The 19932-nt window shown below is 70.9% G+C and carries 19 protein-coding genes; 6 read left to right on the top strand and 13 right to left on the bottom strand.

Going from position 1 to position 19932, the window contains the following annotated elements:
* Window positions 1-98: 98 nt before the first annotated feature.
* The 3 genes from CGQ25_RS00625 (at window position 99) to CGQ25_RS00615 (ending at window position 3739) form a co-directional block, all read left to right on the top strand.
* Window positions 99-2222: an elongation factor G-like protein EF-G2 gene (locus tag CGQ25_RS00625; protein WP_208711345.1), complete on the top strand. Its 2124-nt coding sequence runs from the start codon at window positions 99-101 to the stop codon at window positions 2220-2222.
* Window positions 2223-2306: 84 nt separating this feature from the next.
* Window positions 2307-3320, top strand: coding sequence for a formimidoylglutamase (gene hutG / locus CGQ25_RS00620; RefSeq protein ID WP_208711344.1), 1014 nt, complete (start codon window positions 2307-2309; stop codon window positions 3318-3320).
* A 29-nt stretch (window positions 3321-3349) separates the two neighbouring features.
* Window positions 3350-3739, top strand: a complete 390-nt coding sequence (locus CGQ25_RS00615) for a DUF4190 domain-containing protein (protein ID WP_208711343.1) — start codon at window positions 3350-3352, stop codon at window positions 3737-3739.
* A 72-nt stretch (window positions 3740-3811) separates the two neighbouring features.
* On the opposite strand, the gene CGQ25_RS00610 is transcribed toward CGQ25_RS00615, so the two are convergent.
* The 3 genes from CGQ25_RS00610 to CGQ25_RS00600 form a co-directional block, all read right to left on the bottom strand.
* Entirely contained in the window at window positions 3812-4048 is a 237-nt protein-coding gene (locus CGQ25_RS00610) for a hypothetical protein (RefSeq protein ID WP_208711342.1), read from the bottom strand.
* A 178-nt stretch (window positions 4049-4226) separates the two neighbouring features.
* On the bottom strand, window positions 4227-5828 hold the full coding sequence (hutH, locus tag CGQ25_RS00605; RefSeq protein ID WP_208711341.1) for a histidine ammonia-lyase: 1602 nt from the start codon (window positions 5826-5828) through the stop codon (window positions 4227-4229).
* A gap of 12 nt (window positions 5829-5840) precedes the next feature.
* On the bottom strand, window positions 5841-7583 hold the full coding sequence (locus tag CGQ25_RS00600; protein WP_208711340.1) for a urocanate hydratase: 1743 nt from the start codon (window positions 7581-7583) through the stop codon (window positions 5841-5843).
* A gap of 182 nt (window positions 7584-7765) precedes the next feature.
* On the opposite strand from CGQ25_RS00600, the gene CGQ25_RS00595 reads away from it, so the two are divergent.
* Entirely contained in the window at window positions 7766-8206 is a 441-nt protein-coding gene (locus tag CGQ25_RS00595; protein WP_208711339.1) for a hypothetical protein, read from the top strand.
* On the opposite strand, the gene CGQ25_RS00590 is transcribed toward CGQ25_RS00595, so the two are convergent.
* Both CGQ25_RS00590 and CGQ25_RS00585 read right to left on the bottom strand, forming a co-directional pair.
* Window positions 8207-9553, bottom strand: a complete 1347-nt coding sequence (locus CGQ25_RS00590) for an LCP family protein (RefSeq protein WP_208711338.1) — start codon at window positions 9551-9553, stop codon at window positions 8207-8209.
* Between the two features lie 110 nt (window positions 9554-9663).
* Window positions 9664-10449 (bottom strand): IclR family transcriptional regulator, encoded by a 786-nt coding sequence (locus tag CGQ25_RS00585; protein ID WP_255405472.1) that lies wholly within the window; start codon window positions 10447-10449, stop codon window positions 9664-9666.
* Window positions 10450-10659: 210 nt separating this feature from the next.
* On the opposite strand from CGQ25_RS00585, the gene CGQ25_RS00580 reads away from it, so the two are divergent.
* Window positions 10660-12126, top strand: a complete 1467-nt coding sequence (locus tag CGQ25_RS00580; RefSeq protein WP_208711336.1) for an amino acid permease — start codon at window positions 10660-10662, stop codon at window positions 12124-12126.
* Window positions 12127-12230: 104 nt separating this feature from the next.
* Here CGQ25_RS00580 and CGQ25_RS00575 read toward each other — a convergent pair whose 3' ends face one another.
* Together CGQ25_RS00575 and CGQ25_RS00570 are read right to left on the bottom strand one after the other, a co-directional pair.
* Window positions 12231-12974 carry a 3-hydroxybutyrate dehydrogenase gene (locus CGQ25_RS00575; RefSeq protein WP_208711335.1) on the bottom strand — a complete coding sequence of 248 codons (744 nt, stop codon included), beginning with the start codon at window positions 12972-12974 and terminating at the stop codon, window positions 12231-12233.
* The gene (locus CGQ25_RS00570) at window positions 12971-14347 is read right to left on the bottom strand and encodes an MFS transporter (protein WP_208711333.1); all 1377 of its coding nucleotides are present in this window, start codon (window positions 14345-14347) and stop codon (window positions 12971-12973) included. The genes CGQ25_RS00575 and CGQ25_RS00570 overlap by 4 nt, the downstream gene beginning before the upstream one ends.
* 190 nt (window positions 14348-14537) lie before the next feature.
* Between CGQ25_RS00570 and CGQ25_RS00565 the strand changes: the two genes are divergently transcribed.
* A complete protein-coding gene (locus CGQ25_RS00565; protein WP_208711331.1) occupies window positions 14538-15458 on the top strand; it encodes a LysR family transcriptional regulator in 921 nt (306 codons plus the stop codon).
* On the opposite strand, the gene CGQ25_RS00560 is transcribed toward CGQ25_RS00565, so the two are convergent.
* From CGQ25_RS00560 to CGQ25_RS00535, 6 genes are all read right to left on the bottom strand, one after another.
* A complete protein-coding gene (locus CGQ25_RS00560) occupies window positions 15455-16021 on the bottom strand; it encodes a hypothetical protein (RefSeq protein ID WP_208711330.1) in 567 nt (188 codons plus the stop codon). The genes CGQ25_RS00565 and CGQ25_RS00560 overlap by 4 nt on opposite strands.
* 111 nt (window positions 16022-16132) lie before the next feature.
* Window positions 16133-17038: a spermidine synthase gene (locus tag CGQ25_RS00555; RefSeq protein WP_208711328.1), complete on the bottom strand. Its 906-nt coding sequence runs from the start codon at window positions 17036-17038 to the stop codon at window positions 16133-16135.
* 48 nt (window positions 17039-17086) lie between these two features.
* Window positions 17087-18145 (bottom strand): zinc-dependent alcohol dehydrogenase family protein, encoded by a 1059-nt coding sequence (locus CGQ25_RS00550; protein ID WP_208712781.1) that lies wholly within the window; start codon window positions 18143-18145, stop codon window positions 17087-17089.
* 95 nt (window positions 18146-18240) lie between these two features.
* A complete protein-coding gene (locus tag CGQ25_RS00545) occupies window positions 18241-18774 on the bottom strand; it encodes a GNAT family N-acetyltransferase (protein ID WP_208711327.1) in 534 nt (177 codons plus the stop codon).
* Window positions 18767-19444 carry an O-methyltransferase gene (locus tag CGQ25_RS00540; protein ID WP_208711326.1) on the bottom strand — a complete coding sequence of 226 codons (678 nt, stop codon included), beginning with the start codon at window positions 19442-19444 and terminating at the stop codon, window positions 18767-18769. The genes CGQ25_RS00545 and CGQ25_RS00540 overlap by 8 nt, the downstream gene beginning before the upstream one ends.
* Before the next feature lie 85 nt (window positions 19445-19529).
* Window positions 19530-19898 carry a thiamine-binding protein gene (locus CGQ25_RS00535; protein ID WP_208711325.1) on the bottom strand — a complete coding sequence of 123 codons (369 nt, stop codon included), beginning with the start codon at window positions 19896-19898 and terminating at the stop codon, window positions 19530-19532.
* Between the last annotated feature and the right edge of the window lie 34 nt (window positions 19899-19932).

Genomic DNA, 19932 nt, shown 5'->3' with positions numbered 1-19932 from the left:
AGCTCGGCGGCAATCCTCGCCCCCGCGGAGGATGGGGGGCAGGATAGGACAACGATTCCATCCGCCCCCTGCGGGCACGTGGCGCTCAGGAGGACCTGATGTCTGGGAAAGGGACCAGCGGACCCGTGAAGGGGCCCGGCTCCGCCGCCGCGGTGAGCCGCCCCGAGCTCATCCGCAACGTGGCCCTCGTGGGCCATTCCGGATCGGGCAAGACCACTCTGCTCGAAGCCGTCCTCGCCTCGACCGGGGCGATCCCGCGCATGGGATCGATCGTGGAGGGGACCACGATCGGCGACTCGGACCCGACCGCTGTCCACCAGCAGCGCTCGGTGGGGCTCTCGGCCGTGCCGGTCATGGTGGGCGACACCAAGGTGAACTTCCTCGACACCCCGGGGTACGCGGACTTCATCGGGGAGCTGCGGGCGGGACTGCGGGCGGCGGACGCGGCGCTGTTCGTCGTCTCCGCGTCCGACGGGATCGACGCCGCGACCCGCGCCCTCTGGGAGGAATGCGAGCGGGTCGGGATGCCGCGCGCCGTCGTCATCAGCCGGCTGGACCACCCGCGCGCGGACTACGACGCTGCCCTGGACCTCTGCCGCGGCGCCTTCGGCGAGTCCGTGCTGCCCCTGTACCTCCCGCTGCGCGGGGGTGACGCCCCGAGCCGGCTCGTGGGCCTCCTCTCCGGAACCCTGTCGGACTACTCGGGCGATGAGCTCGAGCCCGAGACCAGGCCGGCCACGGCCGAGGAGCTCTCCGGGTGGGAGGGCGCGCGCGGGGAGCTCATCGAGGGGATCATCGCCGAGAGCGAGGACGAGACCCTCATGGACCGGTATCTCGGCGGTGAGGAGATCGGCTTCGACGTCCTCGTCGACGACCTCGAGAAGGCCGTGGCGCGAGGCGCCTTCTTCCCTGTGATTCCGGCGTCCGCCACGACCGGGCTCGGCACCGCCGAGCTGCTCGAGATCCTCCGGCGCGGGTTCCCCTCCCCCGCCGAGCGGCCCGTCCCGGCGGTCACGGACCTGGACGGCAAGCCGGTCAAGCACCTCGTCTGCGATCCGGACGGACCGCTCGTGGGCGAGGTCGTGCGCACCACCGTGGACGCGTTCCTGGGGCGCGTCTGCCTCGTCCGCCTGTTCTCGGGGACCCTGCGCGACGACACCGCGGTCCACATTTCCGGCCACGGCCTCGCCGACCGCGGGCATCCCGACCACGACAGCGACGAGCGGCTCGGCCATGTGTACCTGCCGTTCGGGTCCACGCTCCACGCCGTGCCGCAGGCCGTGGCGGGCGACGTTTGCGCCGTCGCACGCATCACCGCCGAGACCGGGGACACGATCTCGGCGCGGGAACTGCCGCTCCTGATGGCGCCGTGGGACATGCCGGAGCCGCTGCTGCCGGTCGCGGTGGAGGCGGCGTCGCACGGGGACGAGGACGCGCTCGCGAAGAGCCTCGCGAAAGTCGCCGCGGGTGATCCGACGCTCCGCGTCGAGCGGAACGCCGAGACCCACCAGCTGGTCCTGTGGTGCATGGGCGAGTCCCACGCGGAGGCCGTCCTCGACCGGCTGCGGGAGCAGGGCGTCAAGCTCTCGACGGTCGACGTCGTGACCCCCCTCCGCGAGACGTTCGCCAGTGCGGCGGCGGGCCACGGGCGGCACGTCAAGCAGTCCGGTGGCCACGGGCAGTACGCGATCTGCGACATCGAGGTCGAGCCACTGCCCCGCGGCGCCGGGTTCGAGTTCCAGGACCGGGTGGTGGGCGGAGCCATCCCCAAGACGTTCATCGAGTCGGTCGAGAAGGGCGTGCGAGCCCAGATGGTCAAGGGCGTCGCCGAGGGGTTCCCGGTGGTGGACATCCGCGTCACCCTCGTGGGCGGGAAGACGCACAGCGTGGACTCCTCCGACGCCGCGTTCCAGGCTGCCGGCGCCCTGGCCCTGCGGGAGGCGGCGGCTGCAGCGAAGATCAAGCTCCTCGAGCCCGTCTCGACGGTGACAATCAGCGTTCCCGAAGAGCACGTCGGCACGGTGATCAGCGACCTCTCCTCGCGACGCGGGCGCGTCACCGGGACCACGGCAACGGGCGACGGCGCCGCCGACGTGAGCGCCGAGGTGCCTGACTCCGAGCTCGTGCGGTATGCCGTGGAGCTTCGCGGCCTCACCGGCGGGACCGGGACCTTCCGGAGGGAGTACCTGCGCCATGAGCCCGTTGCCGACAAGACCCACTGACGACGGCGGGTGCAGTCCGGTTCCCCGGACTGGACCCGAGCTGCGCTCTGGCGCGTCGGGCCCGGCATGCGGTGTGCTGGGGTGATGAGTGACTCGACCCTTTCCACGGTGGCCCCCAGCACGGTTTCCCGCGACACGGCCCGCCAGGTGGCGTTCACACCTTGGTCCGGGCGCCATGACGGCGACGCGCCCGGACACCGCCGCTGGTGGCAGGCCGTGCGCCCATTCACCCCCGAGGCCGCCGCAGCGGCGTACGACGGCGCCCAGCGCCCGGCCGTGCTCCTCGGCTTCGCCTCCGACGAGGGCGTGCGGCGGAACAAGGGCCGCATCGGCGCGGCCCACGGTCCCGCCGCGATCCGGGGCGCCCTGTCCCCGCTCGCGTTCCACCTCGACAGGCACGTGTTCGACGCCGGCGATGTCGCCGTGCCGCTCGGCACCCCGGACGGCCACGGGCCGCTCGAGGAGGGCCAGGAGCGCTTCGGGGCGGTCCTCGCCTCGGCGCTCGACGCCGGTGCCCTCACGGTGGGCCTGGGCGGTGGGCATGAGACGGCGTACGCGAGCTACCTCGGCGTCATCAGCTCCGAGCGCGCCGGTGGCTCGCGCCTCGGTGTGCTCAACCTCGACGCCCACTTCGACCTGCGGGACGAGCCGCGCGCAACATCCGGGACGCCGTTCCTGCAGATGGCCAGGGCCGAGGCTGCGGAGGGCCGGGCGCTCCAGTATGCGGCCCTCGGAATATCCCGTCCCGGGAATACGCGAGCGCTGTTCGACCGCGCGGACGAGCTCGGCGCGCGCTACCTGCTCGACGAGTACACCACCAGGGCGACCGCCGAGTCGTTCGTGGAGGACTTCCTCGCTGACCTCGACGCCGTCTACCTCACGATCGACCTCGACGTCCTGCCGGCGGACACCGCTCCCGGCGTCTCCGCCCCCGCCTCGCTGGGGGTCCCGCTCGAGGTGATCGTCGCCGTCGTCCGCAGGGTGGCGGCGAGCGGGAAGCTGCTCCACGCCGACATCGCCGAACTCAACCCGTCGCTCGACGTGGACGGGCGCACGGCCCGCGTTGCGGCGCGGCTTGTCGACACGATCCTGGGCTAGCGCCAGGGGCCGCACGAGGAAGGGGCATCATGTCACACCAGCCGGAACCGCAGGGCCAGGACGAGCACCGGTGGCAGCCGACTCCCGCACAGGGCCCTGCCGGCCAGACGCCGCCCGGCTACTACTTCCCGCCAGAGCCGCCGGGCAAGACCCTCGGGATCGTGGCCGCGGTCCTGCCGTTCGTCGGCCTAGGCCTCATCGGGCTGGTCCTCGGCATCGTGGCACGCTCCCAGTCCGCGAAGGTCGGGTACCGGAACGTCCCCGCCCTGGTCGGCATCATCGCCGGGGCGGTCACCGTGGTCATCGGCCTCATCGTGGGGATTGCTGTGGCAGTGGTCCTCGCCGGCGTGTTCGGGCAGTGCGCGCAGCTCGGTCCGGGCGTGCACCACGTGAACGGCATCACCATCACGTGCGGGTAGCAGGGCCGGCAGATGGCGAAAGGGCCCGCACCAGTCGGTGCGGGCCCTTTCCCGGTGTGTGGCCGAAGCCGTTCAGCCGCGGCGGACGATCACGCCGTCCGACTTGAGGCACAGGTGGCGGCCGGCAGGGCCTGGCGGAACGATCCACATGACGTTGCCGCTCAGCGAGACCTCCTCCACGGTGCCCCGCGTGACGACCTTCGCGTGCCGCATGACCTCGACCATCTCGCCCACCGCGAGCTCAGTCCAGTTCTCGATCGGCGCCTGGTATGCCCCGCGTCGGTTCAGAACCGCTCCCCGTGCCTTCATCGATCTCTCCCACTCCTTTGTGCAGAAACATCCGTGACTGATTCGGTATCCGTGAGGCCACGGCTGATGGCCCCAGTGTCGCCCCGTGTGGGGGCGCTCACCTCTTTCTATCGGCTTCCCGGGCGCGTCGCCATGTATGGTTCGACGACGTTTCCGCGATTCCTTGTGCAGTCCGCCATCAGCTGAGCGGCCCTGCGGCCTCCTCGACCGCAGCGAGCAGCTCGCCCCCGGCCAGGATCCGGTCCGCTTCCTCCAGTTCGGGCGACATGAACCGGTCCGCGCCTGGTCCGGCCACCGTCCTGCGGAGCACCGCGACGGCCGCCGCCGTCCCCGCCCCGGGGACCAGCGCGCCGTCGGACATCTGCGTCCGGAGGTCGATCGCACGCGCCGCGGTCACCAGTTCGATGGCGAGCACCCGGCGGAGATTCTCGACCGCCTTGCGGAGCTTGCGGGCCGCGTGCCAGCCCATCGAGACGTGGTCCTCCTGCATGGCCGAGCTCGGGATCGAGTCGACCGAGGCCGGGACCGCGAGGCGCTTGCAGTCCGAGACGAGCCCGGCCTGCGTGTACTGGGCGATCATGAGGCCCGAGTCCACGCCGGGATCGTGGGCGAGGAACGCCGGGAGGCCGTGGGAGCGTGCGGGATCGAGCATGCGGTCCGTGCGGCGCTCGGCCATCGAGGCGAGGTCCGCGACGGCAATCGCGAGGAAGTCCAGCACGTAGGCGACGGGAGCGCCGTGGAAGTTCCCGTTGCTGGAGACGCGCCCGTCCGGCAGGACCACGGGGTTGTCGATCGACGCGGCGAGCTCGCGCTCGGCCACCGTGGCCGCGTGCGCGACCGTGTCGCGGAAGGCCCCGGCAACCTGCGGCGCACACCGCAGCGAGTATGCGTCCTGGACGCGGGTGTCCCCCTCGCGGTGGGAGGCGACGATCGGCGAGCCGCGCAGCACCGCGAGCATATTCGCCGCAGAGTCGGCCTGGCCCGGATGCGGCCGCAGCGGGGCGTGGAGCTCGGGCAGGAACACCTGGTCGGTGCCGAGCAGGCCTTCGACGCTCATCGCGGCCGTGACGTCCGCGGTCTTCGCGAGCTGGCGGAGGTCGTGCAAGGCCATGAGGAGCATGCCCAGCATGCCCTCGGTGCCGTTCACGAGGGCCAGGCCCTCCTTCTCGGCCAGCGTGACCGGCTCGATGCCGTGCGCGGCAAGCAGCTCCGCGACAGGAGGCTCCCCCGCGCCGCCGAAGCGCGCGCCGTCGGGCCCCTCCGCCTCGCCCTCGCCCATGAGGACCAGGGCGACGTGGGAGAGCGGGGCCAGATCACCCGAGCAGCCGAGCGAGCCGAATTCGCGGATGACGGGAGTGATGCCCGCGTTGAGGAGCTTCACGAACGTCTCGAGGACCACCGGACGGACGCCGGTGCGGCCCGACGCGAGGGTCTTGGCGCGCAGGAACATGAGCGCCCGCGCGACCTCGCGCTCGACCGCGGGTCCCATGCCGGCCGCGTGGCTGCGGATGAGCGACTTCTGAAGCTGCGTGCGCTTCTCCTGCGGGATGTGCAGGGTGGCCAGGGCGCCGAAGCCGGTCGAGATCCCGTAGGCAGGCGTCTCGGACGCGGCGAGCTCCTCGACATGGGCACGGACGCGGGCGACGGCGTCGAGCGCCTCGTCGGCGATGCTCACGGTCGCGCCATGGCGGGCGACGGCGACGACGTCCTCGGGCGTGAGGCCGGCGGTCGAGAGGGTGACCTCGGTGGGGAGGTGGGTTTCGGGGGCGGTGAGGGTCATGTGGGGGGTCCTTTACTCGGCCGTGCCGCGCTGCTGCATGGGGATCTTCACGCCGCGCTCGGCGGCGACCTCGACGGCGCGCTCATAGCCGGCGTCGACGTGGCGGATGACGCCCATGCCGGGGTCGTTGGTGAGGAGGGCGGTGAGCTTCGCGGCGGCGAGCTCGGTGCCATCCGCCACGGAGACCTGGCCGGCGTGGATCGAGCGGCCGATCCCGACGCCGCCGCCGTGGTGGATCGACACCCAGGTCGCGCCGGAGGAGGCCGCGGTGAGGGCGTTGAGGAGCGGCCAGTCGGCGATGGCGTCCGAGCCGTCCTTCATGCCCTCGGTCTCGCGGTACGGGGATGCCACGGAGCCGGAGTCGAGGTGGTCGCGCCCGATCACGATCGGCGCCTTGACCTTGCCCTCGGCCACGAGCCGGTTGAACAGCAGGCCGGCCTGGTGGCGTTCGCCGTAGCCGAGCCAGCAGATGCGTGCCGGGAGGCCCTCGAACTCGACGAACTCCCCGGCGGCGTCGATCCAGCGGTGCAGGTGCTCGTTCTCCGGGAAGAGCTCCTTGATCGCCTGGTCGGTGACCTTGATGTCCTCCGGGTCCCCGGACAGGGCCACCCAGCGGAACGGGCCCAGGCCCTCGCAGAACAGCGGGCGGATGTAGGCCGGGACGAAGCCGGGGAACTCGAACGCGCGGCTGTAGCCGCCCTTGCGGGCCTCATCGCGGATCGAGTTGCCGTAGTCGAACACCTCCGCGCCCTCGTCCTGGAACTCGACCATGGCCTGGACGTGACGGGCCATCGCGTTCTGTGCCTTCTTGGTGAATCCCTCCGGGTCGGCCCCGGCCTCGTGGTGCCACTGCTCCACGGTGTACTCGGTCGGGAGGTAGCTGAGCGGATCGTGCGCCGAGGTTTGGTCGGTCACGATGTCCACCGTGAGCTCCCCGGCGCGGTGGCGGCGCAGGATCTCGGGGAAGACCTCGGCGGCGTTGCCGACGTAGCCGACTGAGAGGGCACGGCCCTCCTCCTTCGCGGCGACGACCTTCGCCACGGCGGCGTCGAGGTCCGTCTCGACCTCGTCGAGGTAGCGCTTGCCGACGCGGCGGCGCAGGCGCGCCTCGTCGACGTCGACGATCAGCACGGCGCCGCCGTTGAGCGTCACGGCGAGCGGCTGCCCGCCGCCCATCCCGCCGCAGCCGCCGGTGAGGGTCAGGGTTCCCTTGAGGGTCGGCTCGGCGAACCTGCCCTCGGCGTGCAGCTTCCTGCCGATGGCCGCGAACGTCTCGTAGGTGCCCTGCAGGATGCCCTGGGTGCCGATGTAGATCCATGAGCCGGCGGTCATCTGCCCGTACATCGTCAGGCCCTCGGCCTCGAGGCGGCGGAACTCGGGCCAGGTGGCCCAATCCCCCACGAGGTTCGAGTTGGCGATGAGCACCCGCGGGGCCCACGTGTTCGTGCGGAAGACCCCCACGGGCTTGCCGGACTGGACGAGGAGGGTCTCGTCGTCGTCCATATCCTTGAGAGTGGTGATGATGGCGTCGAACGCCTTCCAGGAGCGGGCGGCGCGGCCGGTGCCTCCGTAGACCACGAGCTCGTCGGGACGCTCCGCGACCTCGGGGTCGAGGTTGTTCATGAGCATGCGCATCGGCGCCTCGGTCTGCCAGGACTTGGCGCTGATCTCGGTGCCGCGCGGGGCGCGGACGGGGCGGGCGCCGGTCGTGAAGTCGGCCTTGCGGGCCGGTGCGGGGGTGGTGCTGTCGGTCATCGTGACTCCTGCGTCGTGATGTCGGGATTGCTTCTGTATCAATGACACCGCGCCGGGACCCGCGCCGACAGCGGGTTGCAGGGGGTGCTGTCCGGGATTGCAGACAGGCCCGCGGGCGCCGTTGCCGCGCACGACGGCGGCTGGTTGACTGGGCGCGGAAGTCACCGGAGGGGGACGGCACCATGGGCGAGACGGCCGATCAGCGCAGCAGGACGTACAGCGATCCCGAGGTCTGGCGCGGGCTGCTGTTCAGCGGGGGCTGGGGGCGCGCCGCGCACCGCGGCGATCCCCGCGGGCGGCATGTCCTGGGCATTGCCTCCACGGCCTGCGGTCTCTTCGCCCTGGTCGGCGCCGCGCTGGTTTCCTGGTTCCTCACCTCCGGACTCGGCTGGTACGGCCCGCGCGCCATGGACGAGGTGGGGCGCTGGGCGCTCGTCCAGTCGGGTGCCCTCGTGGCCGCGTGGGTGTGCACGGGCGCAGCCGTTGCCGGCCTGGCATGCGGCGCCGCCTCCCTCATCGCGCGCTGGTCCCTGGGCCTCACAGTCATCGGGCTCACGCTCTCGGCCGCGGCGGGCGCGACCGTCGTGCAGGCGTGGGGGCTCTTCTTCTGGAACCACCTGTAGCTACTTGACGCACGGGACGCTGCCGCCCTGGAGAGGGCTCTTCCAGTCCTCGTAGGTCGGGGGCGGTGAGGCGACCGGCGTTGCGCTGGCCGTCTCGCTCGGTGCGCCGCTCGAAGTGGACTGGTCCGCTCCGTCCGAGGGGGGAGCGCCCTCCGGCGAGGTCGGCGCGGAGGCGGGCGGCGGCGTCGTGGGCTGGACGGGCTTCGGGGCGAGGAGCTCCTTCACGAGCGCCTGGATCGCCGGCACGTCGACGACGTTGATCGCGGCGCCTTCGGGCGACCAGCCGAAGCCGACGATCGGCAGGGTCGTGAAGGTGATGTTCCCGCCGGTCAGCGACCTGGCCTGCTGGGCGAGCAGGAGGAGGTCGAGGTTGCGGTCCACGGCCATGTTCTTGCTGACCGCATCGAGGACCGCCTCCATCTTGGGCAGATTGGTGAACGTGCCCGCTTGGGTCAGCTGGTGCATGACGGAGGCGATGAAGGCCTGCTGGCGGCGCGTGCGGTCGAGGTCGGTGAAGTCGTAGGTCGGGTCGCTCGTGTCACGGCGCTGACGGACGAACGCCATGGCCTGCCGCGCATCGATCTGCTGCACCCCGGCGCGGAAATCCGCTCCGGAGTAGGCGTCCTGGGTGGCCCGGTTGACGCACACGGTGATGGGCTGGATCGCGAGGGCGACCTGGTAGAAGGCGACCATGGTGACCTCGACGAAGTGGTCGATCGGCACTCCGCCGAGGAACTGGGAGACGGTGGCGATCTGGGCGGCGCGGCCGGCGTCGCGCGCGGCCTGGTACGTGGCGTCGTCGTTCGGCTTGCCTTGGGCGAGGAGCGCGGACTGCTCGGCGGCGAACCCGTAGCTGTACGCCTCCTTGATCTTGGTGGAGAACCCCCCGCCTCCGGGGATCCCGGCGATCTCCACGTAGTCGTCGCGGGGGATGGAGATCGCGGTGGCCTGGGAGCCGTCGGCGGGGATGTGCACGAGCATGAGCACGTTCGCGTTGTAGAAGCCACCGCTGTCGTCACCGGCCTGGAGTGCGTCCAGGATGTCCGGCGGGAGGGGCTGGCCGTTCTCGTCGAGCCGGGAGTCGAGGCCCATGACCAGGATGTTGGTGTCCTTGGACAGCGTGGGCGGCGCCGTGGAGGCGGACGGGCTCGCGGTCTCGTCCCCGAAGGCGCGGGTGAGCGCGTCCGAGCGGTGGACGTTGGAGTTGAACCGGGCGGCGAGCTGCACGCCGTAGACGACCGCGGCACCGCCGACCAGCACCACGACGATCCCCAGGGCGAGGCCGATGCGCAGCCACCGCCGGCGCCGCGTGGCTCGTCGGGTCTCGCCGCCCTCCTGCTCCCCCATGCGCCGCCATCCTTCCGCGCGATGCGGACGTGCGGCGACGGACGGCGCCGGCAGGCATCGACGTGATGCACACCATACCGCCGGGGCAGGGGCGTGCCCAGAGGCTGAAGTCAGCCCCGGCCGTAGATCCTGGCCGCGAGCTCCCCCGCCACCTTGTGGACGCGCTTCGCGAGCTCCTCGCGACGCTCGGCGGGCACCCTCTCGTCCTCGAACGTCACGGCGACTGCGGCCGTCGGCCATCCGGCGTGGTCGGTGACCGCTGCCGCGACGGAGGCGAGGCCCGGAGTGACCTCGCCGGCTTCGGTGGCGTAGCCGCGCTGGCGGACCTGGTCGAGCTCAGACTGCAGCGCCGAGTAGGAGCGGATCTGCTCGCCCTCCTCGGTGCGGGACGTGAACGCCGCGGCATTCGGATACAGCGCGCGCACCTGCGACTTCGGCAGCGCCGCCAGGATCGCCCTGCCGCTCGCGGTCAGGTGGCTCGGCAGGCGCACGCCGACGTCGGTCACGAGCGAGGGCCTGCTCTTCGCCCGCTCCTCGACGATGTAGAGCACGTCGCGCCCGTGCAGGACCGCGAGGTGCGCGCTCTCGCCGATCGCGTCCACGAGCGCGGCGAGCACCGGCCGTCCGAGGCGGGAGAGCGGCTCCTGGCGCGAATACGCACTCGAGAGCTCGAACGCGCCGATCCCCAGCCCGTACCGCTGCTCCTCCGCCAGGTGCAGCACGAACCCGTTCTCCTCCATGACGGCGAGCAGGTGGTACACCGTGGAGCGGGGCAGGCCGAGCTGGGTCGCGATCGCCGAGGCGGGCTGCGGGCCCCGACGCGATGCGAGCAGGCGGAGGATGCGCAGCGTGCTCTCGGCAGCGGGGACCTTGGACTTCTGGGCTGGCTCGGGCATGGGGCCTCGGTCTCCTCTGTCTGTCATACCGAACTCCAGTGTGCGCGAGCAGGACGACGGCGCGCACTCGCCGTCATACGCGAGGCGTCCGGGATGCCAGACAGACCACATGTCTGTGATCCGAGACGGCAAGCGCAGGTGACGGCACTCACACGGCCTCCGGAACCGGAACAGTGGAAGGGATCCTTCCCAGAGTCGTGAGGAACCCCTATGCAGACACAGAACCCCGCCGCGCTCAGCCGCGGCCTCAACGTCCGGCACATCCGGTTCATGGCCTTGGGTTCGGCCATCGGGACGGGCCTCTTCTACGGTTCGGCCTCCGCGATCCAGGCCGCCGGGCCCGCCGTGCTCATCGCCTACATGGTGGCCGGCGCGGCCGTCTTCATGGTCATGCGCTCGCTCGGCGAGATGGCGGTAAGGCACCCCGTGTCCGGCTCGTTCGGCCAGTACGCTGGCCGCTACCTCGGCCCGTTCGCAGGGTTCGCGACCGGATGGACCTACGTCTTCGAGATGGCCATCGTGGCACTCGCCGACGTCACCGCCTTCGGGATCTACATGGGGTTCTGGTTCCCGGACGTGGACCGGTGGGTGTGGATCGCCGCCGTCATCCTCGTCCTCACGGCCGTGAACCTGCTCAGCGTCAAGGTGTTCGGCGAGCTCGAGTTCTGGTTCTCGCTCGTGAAGGTGGTGGCGATCATCGCGATGATCACAGGGGGTGCGGCGCTCATCGTGTTCGGGTTCTCGTCCGGGGACGGACAGGCGGGCGTGCACCAACTGGTGGAGCACGGCGGGCTGGTCCCCAACGGCTTCGGCGGTCTGCTCGCGGCGTTCTCCGTGGTGGTGTTCGCGTTCGGCGGCGTCGAGACGATCGGCGTCACGGCCGGTGAGGCCGCGGACCCGAAGAGGGCCATCCCGGGCGCGGTGAACACCGTGCCGGTGCGCATCCTGCTCTTCTACGTGCTCACCCTCGGCGTGCTCATGAGCCTCTTCCCGTGGAACCAGGTCGGGGCGCAGGGCAGCCCGTTCGTGCAGATCTTCGACGGGCTGGGCATCCCAGGCGCCGCGCATGTGCTCAATGCGGTCGTCATCACCGCGGCGCTGTCCGCGATCAACTCGGACATCTTCGGTGCCGGACGCATCCTGTTCGGGCTTGCGCAGCAGGGCCACGCGCCCGCCGCCTTCGGCCGGGTGTCGCGGCGGGGCGTGCCGTGGATGACCGTGGTGGTCATGACCGGGGTGCTGGCCGTCGGCGTGGTGCTCAACGCCGTCATCCCTGAGGACGTGTTCACGGTGATCGCCTCGATCGCCACCTTCGCCACCGTCTTCGTGTGGGGCATGATCCTGGCCAGCCACGTGGCCATGAAGCGCGAGATCCGACGGTACGCGCTCGCACCGTCGGAGTTCCCCTCGCCCCTGTGGCCGGCGGCCTCGGTGGCGGCGATCGGCTTCCTCGCGCTCGTCGTGGTGCTGCTGGGCTGGTTCGAGGAGACCCGGGTGGCGCTCGTAGTGGGCGCGGCGTGGATCGGCCTGCTCGGCGCAGCCTACGCGCTGTGGGTGCGCGGGGACGGCCGGAACAGGTCCGCGCTGCGCGATGAGACGGCCCAGATGCCGGCGGTTGCTCCCCAGGCCCAAGCCGTGCCGGTTCAGGGCAGAGTGGACGCAGGCTTCCTGCCCTGACCACCGTGCAGATCGACACAACTCAGCGCCGTTCCGGCCCCTCAAAGGGCCGGAACGGCGCTGAGTGATGCAGTTATGCACGCTCTCCCGTGACCTGCGGCGCACTACCGGGCCGACCAGCCGCCGTCCATGGTGTAGGAGGCGCCGGTGACCATGCCCGCGTCGTCCGAGGCGAGCCACGCGACGAGCGAGGCGACCTCGGCTGGCTCCACGAGCCGCTTGATCGCCATCTCGGTGAGCATGACCTTCTCGAGGACCTCGGACTCGGGGATGCCGTGCGTCGCGGCCTGGTCCTTGATCTGCTTCTCCACGAGCGCCGTGCGGACGTAGCCGGGGTTGACGCAGTTCGAGGTGACGCCGTGCTCCGCGCCTTCGAGGGCCGTGACCTTGGAGAGGCCCTCGAGCGCATGCTTCGCCGTGACGTACGCGCTCTTGAACGCCGAGGCCCGGATCCCGTGGACGGAGCTGAGGTTGATGACCCGGCCCCAGCCGCGCTCGTACATGTGAGGGAGGGCGGCACGGATCAGGAGGAACGGCGCCTCGACCATGAGCCGCTGGATGCGGCGGAACGCCTCGGGATCGTACTCGTGGATCGGGGCGACCTTCTGGATGCCGGCGTTGTTGACGAGGATGTCGCAGTCGAGCGTCAGGTCCTCGAGCGCCGCCGTGTCGAGCAGGTCCACCGCCCAGGCGGTGCCGCCGATGTCCGCGGCGAGCTTGTCGGCGGCGTCGCCGTCCAAGTCCGCCACCACCACGTGCACGCCCTTGCCGGCGAGGCCATGTGCGACGGCGGCACCGATTCCGGCGGCACCGCCCGTCACGAGCGCCTTGCGGCCTGCAATGCTCATGCGCGCGCCTCCGCCTCTGGCGTCCCGCTCTGCACCCGGGCCGCGTCGGCGGCGTCGAGGGCGTGGAGCGAGGCACCCTTCGTCTCGCGCATCGCGAGCACGGCGACAACAGTGACCACGCCAGCGATGGCCAGGTAGACCGCCGTAGGCCACCAGGAGCCGGTGGCCTTGAGCCACTCGGTGGCGAAGACAGGGGCGAGCGAGCCCGCAACGATCGAGGTGACCTGGTAGGAGATCGAGACGCCCGAGTAGCGCATGCGGGTCGGGAACATCTCAGACATGATCGCGGGCTGGCCCGAGTACATGAGGCCGTGGAAGAAGAGGCCCACGATGATGGTCAGCAGGATGACGGCGACGTTCTGGGTGCCGAAGGCGGGGAAGGCCCAGAAGCCCCACGTGCCGCCGAGGATCGCGCCGGCGAGGTAGACGGGCTTGCGGCCCACCCTGTCGGCCATGCGGCCGATGACCGGGATGACTGCGAAGTGGCAGATGTGGGCGATCGCGATGACGCCGAGGATCGAGCCCGTGTTCATCTTCAGGCCCGTGCCGAGGTAGACGATCGAGAACGTGACCACGAGGTAGTACATGATGTTCTCCGCGAAGCGGAGGCCCATGCCCACGAGGACGCCGCGGGGGTAGCGCTTGAGAACCTCGAGCACGCCGTAGCCGGCGGCCTTCTCCGTCTCCAGCTCGGCCTTGGCCTGCTGGAAGATCGGCGCCTCGTCGATCTTGGTGCGGATGTAGTAGCCCACGATCACGACGACGGCGGAGAGCCAGAACGCCACGCGCCAGCCCCACGCGAGGAAGGCGTCCCCGGACAGGGTGGTGGTCATGAGCCAGAGGACCACGGTCGCCAGGACGTTCCCGAGCGGCACAGCGGCCTGCGGCCAGGAGGCCCAGAAGGCGCGTTCCCTGTCCGGGGCGTGCTCGGCGACGAGCAGCACGGCACCGCCCCATTCGCCGCCGAGGGCGAGGCCCTGGATGAAGCGGAGCAGGACGAGCAGGATCGGGGCCCAGACGCCGATCTGGTCGTAGGTCGGCAGGCAGCCCATGAGGACCGTGGCGACGCCGATCAGCATGATGGTGATCTGGAGCGTCTGCTTGCGGCCGAGCCGGTCGCCGATCTGGCCGAAGACGATCCCGCCGAGAGGACGGGCGACGAACCCGACGGCGTAGGTGAGGAACGCGGCAATGATCGCGTCGTACTCGTTGCCCATCTTGGGCAGGAGGATCTTGTTGAACACGATCGTGGAGGCGGTCGCGTAGAGGAAGAAGTCGTACCACTCGACGACCGTCCCGGCCATCGAGGCGGAGACGATCTTCTTGAGCAAGGACCGGTCGGTGCTGCCGGAGGAGCGTTGATCAACGCTCATAGGTTCCCTCCTGGGTGTCGTCGCTGACACGGCTCACAAATGGTGCCGTGCGGGCGTCTTCTCGGTATGACGCCCATCACGTGTTCCATCGAGTATTTACTGGGCGGTATTGCGCACTCAATGGCCAAATGGGCACGCTGGCTCTGCAGAAGTGCAGATCACGGGCTGCGCACCCGGCTACTGTGGGCGCATGGCGACGCCGGCACCCTCCCCCGATCTGCTCCTCGTCCTGCTCGAGGTCTCCCGTTCCGGGAAGTTCACGACGGCGGGCGAGGGCCTGGGCCTCAACCACACCACCGTGGCACGCAAGATCGCGGCGCTGGAGAAGTCGCTCGGCGGCCGGGTCCTCGCGCGCTCGGCGGGGGGCTGGGAGCTGACCCCGCTCGGCGAACAGGCGGTGGGGGTTGCCGAGCAGGTCGCAGCAGCGGTGTCGAGGCTGGGCGAGGGCGCGGAGGACCCGGTTGCCGGGGTGGTGCGGATGACGGCGACGGACGGCTTCAGCGCGTACATCGCCTCGCCCGCGGTGGCAGGTCTGCGGGCCGAGCACCCGGGCCTGACGGTGGAACTCGTGACAGTGACCCGGAGGGCGATGCAGCAGCGGTCGGGGGTCGACATCGAGGTGGTGGTGGGGGAACCACAGGTCCACCGCGCCCAGGCCGTGCGCCTCGGGGACTACACGCTCGGGATGTACGCTTCGCGGGACTATCTGGCCCGGCACGGGATGCCCGGGACTCCCGAGGAGATGGCGCGCCACGGGCTCGTCTACTTCGTGGACTCGATGCTTCAGGTCGACGACCTCGACGCGCCGCGCCGGCTGGCCCCCGAGATGCGGGACGGGCTCACCTCCACGAACGTGTTCGTGCATGTGGAGGCGACGCGCGCCGGGGCGGGCGTGGGATTCCTCCCCTGCTTCATGGCGGACCGCCACGAGGACCTCGTGCGGCTGCTGCCGGACTACTTCCGCGAGCAGCTGCCCTATTGGATGGTCCTGCGCGCAGACTCGCTGCGGCAGCCGTCCGTGGCGGCCGTCGCGGACGCCCTGAAGCGGCAGACCGAGCTGTCACGGCCAATGCTGTTGGGGGATGGCGAGGAGCGCGGCGAGGATTCCTAGGCCGCGACCGTCAGGGCAGTGGTGACGCGGAGCTCGAGCGATCCCTCAGCCGTCCGGACGAGGGAGATCCGCCGGCCGGCAACGTCGACGGCCCTCCCGGCCAGCAGCTCGGGATAGAGCGCATGGCGCTCAGAGGACGGGAGCGCGCCGATACCCGGGACTCCCCGCTCGACGAGTTCCCGCGTGAAGGCGATGCTCTCGAGCGCCAGCACCCGCCGGCGCTCGAGCCCGGCGGAGACCCTGGCCAGCAGCTCCGGTGCGGCCAGGAGGAAGAGCGCAGTGACCCCGGCGACCACAAGGTCGATCCGCTGCGCGAAGACGAGGTAGCCGAGGGCCAGCCCCATGACAACGACCGCGGCGCGTCCAAGGAGGTTCAGCCCCCGGGCCCGGGCTCGGTGGACGCGTGCTCTGGCGAGGCGAGCCTGATCAGCGGCGAACTCCGCTTCGTGCTCCAGGCCGAGAGGCACAGAGCGGATGAGCCGCGTGCCGTCCGGGAGCAGGGCTCCCTTCACGCCGTATACCGTCGCCTCCGCGAGGCCTTGCGCCGCATGTGCAATCGTCATCGATCCCCATCACTGTCACCGCGCACCCTGATGCTTGACGGCAGGCACCACTGCCTGCCAACGGGTGGGAAGCTTCCAGATTACGCCCCGTCGCGGAGGAGCCAGCCTTCGTTACGCACCATTGCGCCCGCCATACTCCCCGGACGCGGCCTTCGGGTCCGCGGCCTCCCGCTCGGCAGGGTCGGGGGCGGCAGGGTCCCGACGGGGCCTGGTGGGGCCGATCCAGGCCCTGACCTGCGCGTCGTCCCAGAAGTGGGCGGGCATGGCACCGCCGAGCAGGCGGCGGCGCAGCGCGGCCGAGCCTTCGACCGGGTCCGTGCTTCCGGCAATGATGATGTTCCCGTAGCGGCGTCCCTTGAGCATCGCGGGGTCGGCGACGATCGCGACGTGGGGGAACACCTCGGCAATGGCGGCGGCCTCGATCCGGGCGGTCACATGGTCTGGCGCGCTGCCGATGTTCGCGAGGTAGATCCCGCCGGCGTCGAGGAGCCCTGCCGAGGCCTGCGTGAACTCGACCGTCGTGAGCGGGTGCGGGGTGTACGGGCCTGCGAACACGTCACGGATCACGACGTCCCGCGTCGCGGGCGTGAGGGACTCCGTGACCTCACGCGCCTCCCCCACACGGATGCGCAGGAGAGGCGCCTTGGGCAGGTCGAACCACTGGCGCACGTACTCGGCGAGCTGCGCGTCGAGTTCCACGACGACCTGCCGGGCGTCGGGGTACCGGGCGGCGACGTACCTCGGCATCGAGCAGCCCCCGCCGCCTTGGTGGAGGACACGGAGCCGGGACCGGCCGCCGGGGTCGAAGCGGTCCTCGACAAGCGCCATGATCCACCGCATGTACTCGAAGTCGAGCCGCAGCGGGTCCCCGAGGACGACGTGGGAGCTCTGGACTCCGTTGATCTTCAGGAGCCACCCGTCCGAGGAATCGCCGTCGGGGACGAGCTCGGCGCTGCCGGTGCTGATGGGATAGAGGCCCGCGACCGGGCCTCCGCCCCTCTCCCTGTCCCGGGCCATCAGGCCCCGGCCCTCACAGCATGCATGTCACCAACGCTACCCCCGCGGTCAGGCCTCCTGAGTCCCGATGATGACCTTGAGGGCCTTCTCCCCGGCGGCATTGGCGAAGGTCTCGTACGCGTCGAGGATGTTCTCGAAGGTGAAGCGGTGGGTGACGAACTTCGCCGGGTCGATCTCGCCGGCCTTGATCTTCTCCAGGAGGTCAGGCGCGGTCGTGGCGTTCACGAGGCCGGTGGTGATGGTGATGTTGTTGATCCAGTCGCGGTCGATCGGGAACGTTACCGGCTTGCCGTGGACACCGACGTTGGCGACGCGGCCGCCCGGTCGGATCGAGTCGACGGCGAGCGCGAAGGTCTCGGGAATGCCCACTGCCTCGATGGCAACGTCGACACCGAGCCCATCGCGGCTGAGCTTCTTGAGCTCCCCGGCCGGGTCTGCCCCGCCGGCCTTCAGCGTGTCCGTCGCCCCGAACGCGAGGGCCTGCTCGAGCCGGTACTCGTTCCCGTCCACGGCGATGACCTTCGCCGCCCCCAGCGGACCTGCTGTCATGATCGCCGCGAGCCCGACCGGCCCGGCCCCGATGACGGCAACCTCGTCGCCCTCCTTGACCCCGCCGTAGAGGACGCCGATCTCGTACCCGGTGGGGAGGATGTCGCTGAGCATGGCCCCCTGCTCGGCAGTGATGCCCTCGGGCAGGGGAATGAGTCCGTTGTCTGCGAACGGCACGCGCACGTACTCGGCCTGGGTGCCGTCGATGAGGTGGCCGAAGATCCAGCCGATCCCGCCCAGGGTCCGGCAGTGGGAGGTCAGCCCGGACAGGCAGAAGTCGCAGGCCATGCACTTGCTGATGCACGAGATGATCACGCGGTCGCCGACCTTGACCTTCGTGCACTCCGGCCCGACCTCGGTCACGACGCCCACACCCTCATGGCCCAGGATGCGGCCGTCGGTGACCGCGGGGACGTCGCCTTTGAGAATGTGGAGGTCCGTTCCGCAGATCGTGGTGGTCTCCACCTTCACGATCGCATCCGTGGGATCCTGGATGACCGGATCAGGGACGTCCTCCCACGCCTTCTGGCCGGGGCCGTGGTAGACAAGCGCCTTCATCATGAACCTCTCCTCAGGGGGGATCTTCAGCACCAGCCAACCCAAGCCGCGCGACGGCGGATAGGGGCCTTGGGCCCCCGTTCGCTCCGTGTCCCTCATTGGGGCGAAGCAGGCTCGCGGACCATCCTGATCTCCGACAGGAAGAGGCCGCCGAACTCCCCCGGCTGGCGCGCCCCGTCCGGGACGAAGCCGAGCTTCGCGTAGAACGCCCGCGCCCGCGGGTTGTCCTCGAAGACCCAGAGGAGCGCGGGTTGTTCCCCGAGCACCCGCTCGACCACCGCCCGGGCCGCCCCGGTTCCGTACATCTCGGCCAGGACGTAGGCGGTGTAGAGCTGGAGAGGGGCCGGGCGGTCCTCGTCGAGGGCGGGGCCGGCACCCGCGAACCCGACCACGCGCCCACCGCGGCGCACGAGCGCGAACCGCCGCGCGCCGTCCGGCGTCAGGTACCCCCGCCACCTCTCGGTGCGTTCGGGACCGCCGTCCATGGGTCCGGCGAGGTACTCGGCCGGCAGGAGATGCGCGTAGGCCTCGCGCCAGGCCTGGTCCTTCACGGCGAGGACCGCCTCCGCGTCCGCCGGAGTGGCGTCGGCGATCTCGAAGGCCTGGGCTGCCTCCTCGGAGTCAGCCATCGTCCTGGGCGCGGAGGACTCCGAGCGCGAAGCCGTCCCAGCCCTTGGACCCCGCCGTCTGGACGACGGTCGCGTCGAACAGGGACCCGCCCAGGAACTCGAGGGCGGAGACGATCGAGGGGGCGTTGGCCTCGTCCTGCGCCGGGTCGAGGAGCGTCCCCTCCCAGACGGCGTTGTCCAGCACGACGACGGTCCCCGGACGCCCCAGGCGCACCGCCCACTCGAGGTAGGCGACGTTGTTCTGCTTGTCGGCGTCGATGAACACGAGGTCGTACGGGCCGCTGAGCGAGGGAAGCGTGTCGAGGGCGGGCCCCACGTGCACAGTGACACGGTCGGCGAGCCCGGCCGCGGCGAGGTTCTCGCGGGCGACGGCGGCGTGCTCGGGCAGGTACTCCAGTGTGTCGAGGTGACCGCCGTCGGGGAGAGCCTGGCCCATCCAGATGCTGCTGAATCCTGCGAGCGTTCCGATCTCGAGCACGCGCCGTGCCCCCGAGATCCGCACGAGCAGTGCCAGGAGCTTCCCGGAGGTCGGCTGGACCTCGATCGGGGGCATTCCGCGCTCGACGGCGGTGCGGAGCGCCCGCTCGTGCTCGGGGCCGGGCTTGACCACGGTGTCGGTCAGCCAGCGTTCAACGTCGATCCATTCGGGCTTGGCCACGTGCTCCACCATCCGGTCAGTCTGGCACCCCGGCCGGGTCTGCGACAGGCCCTCCGCCACTGGTCTCCGCCGCTGCCCTCCGGCACTGGCCCCCGGGTCAGCCCGCGCGCTCCGGGCCCTGCTGGGCGATCGCCTTCTCGAGCCGCTCGACCTTGCCTTCGATCTCCCCCGTGTGCCCGGGCCGGATGTCCGCCTTGAGCACGAGCGAGACCCGGGACCCGTACCGGCCCACGGCCTCCGTGGCCCGCTTGACCACGTCCATGACCTCGTCCCACTCGCCTTCGATCTCCGTGAACATCGAGCTCGTGCGGTTGGGCAGACCCGATTCGCGGACCACCCTGACGGCGGCGGCCACGGCTTCGTGCACCGAATCGGACGGGACGGACGACGGCGCGCCCCCGCCGGCGGCGGCGCGCGCGGCGTCGGGGGCGGGACCGGAGGGGGCGACGGAGAAGGCGACGATCATGCGCCTCAGTCTGCCATCGCCGTCGTGCGCTGCG

The organism is Sinomonas sp. R1AF57 (assembly GCF_002224485.1).
Classification (GTDB): Bacteria; Actinomycetota; Actinomycetes; order Actinomycetales; family Micrococcaceae; genus Sinomonas; species Sinomonas flava.
The sequence above is the reverse complement of the archived record's forward strand: the minus strand, read 5'-3'. Positions and strand labels throughout refer to the sequence as shown.

Coding starts and splice junctions, on each gene's coding strand:
- CGQ25_RS00625 (WP_208711345.1), top strand. CDS start 99: ATGTCTGGGAAAGGGACCAGCGGACCCGTGAAGGGGCCCGGCTCCGCC.
- CGQ25_RS00555 (WP_208711328.1), bottom strand. CDS start 17,038: ATGGCCCGGGACAGGGAGAGGGGCGGAGGCCCGGTCGCGGGCCTCTAT.
- CGQ25_RS00585 (WP_255405472.1), bottom strand. CDS start 10,449: ATGCCCGAGCCAGCCCAGAAGTCCAAGGTCCCCGCTGCCGAGAGCACG.
- CGQ25_RS00580 (WP_208711336.1), top strand. CDS start 10,660: ATGCAGACACAGAACCCCGCCGCGCTCAGCCGCGGCCTCAACGTCCGG.
- CGQ25_RS00560 (WP_208711330.1), bottom strand. CDS start 16,021: ATGACGATTGCACATGCGGCGCAAGGCCTCGCGGAGGCGACGGTATAC.
- CGQ25_RS00540 (WP_208711326.1), bottom strand. CDS start 19,444: ATGGTGGAGCACGTGGCCAAGCCCGAATGGATCGACGTTGAACGCTGG.
- CGQ25_RS00595 (WP_208711339.1), top strand. CDS start 7,766: ATGGGCGAGACGGCCGATCAGCGCAGCAGGACGTACAGCGATCCCGAG.
- CGQ25_RS00590 (WP_208711338.1), bottom strand. CDS start 9,553: ATGGGGGAGCAGGAGGGCGGCGAGACCCGACGAGCCACGCGGCGCCGG.
- CGQ25_RS00570 (WP_208711333.1), bottom strand. CDS start 14,347: ATGAGCGTTGATCAACGCTCCTCCGGCAGCACCGACCGGTCCTTGCTC.
- CGQ25_RS00615 (WP_208711343.1), top strand. CDS start 3,350: ATGTCACACCAGCCGGAACCGCAGGGCCAGGACGAGCACCGGTGGCAG.
- CGQ25_RS00550 (WP_208712781.1), bottom strand. CDS start 18,145: ATGAAGGCGCTTGTCTACCACGGCCCCGGCCAGAAGGCGTGGGAGGAC.
- CGQ25_RS00565 (WP_208711331.1), top strand. CDS start 14,538: ATGGCGACGCCGGCACCCTCCCCCGATCTGCTCCTCGTCCTGCTCGAG.
- CGQ25_RS00610 (WP_208711342.1), bottom strand. CDS start 4,048: ATGAAGGCACGGGGAGCGGTTCTGAACCGACGCGGGGCATACCAGGCG.
- CGQ25_RS00575 (WP_208711335.1), bottom strand. CDS start 12,974: ATGAGCATTGCAGGCCGCAAGGCGCTCGTGACGGGCGGTGCCGCCGGA.
- CGQ25_RS00535 (WP_208711325.1), bottom strand. CDS start 19,898: ATGATCGTCGCCTTCTCCGTCGCCCCCTCCGGTCCCGCCCCCGACGCC.
- CGQ25_RS00600 (WP_208711340.1), bottom strand. CDS start 7,583: ATGACCGACAGCACCACCCCCGCACCGGCCCGCAAGGCCGACTTCACG.
- hutG (WP_208711344.1), top strand. CDS start 2,307: ATGAGTGACTCGACCCTTTCCACGGTGGCCCCCAGCACGGTTTCCCGC.
- CGQ25_RS00545 (WP_208711327.1), bottom strand. CDS start 18,774: ATGGCTGACTCCGAGGAGGCAGCCCAGGCCTTCGAGATCGCCGACGCC.
- hutH (WP_208711341.1), bottom strand. CDS start 5,828: ATGACCCTCACCGCCCCCGAAACCCACCTCCCCACCGAGGTCACCCTC.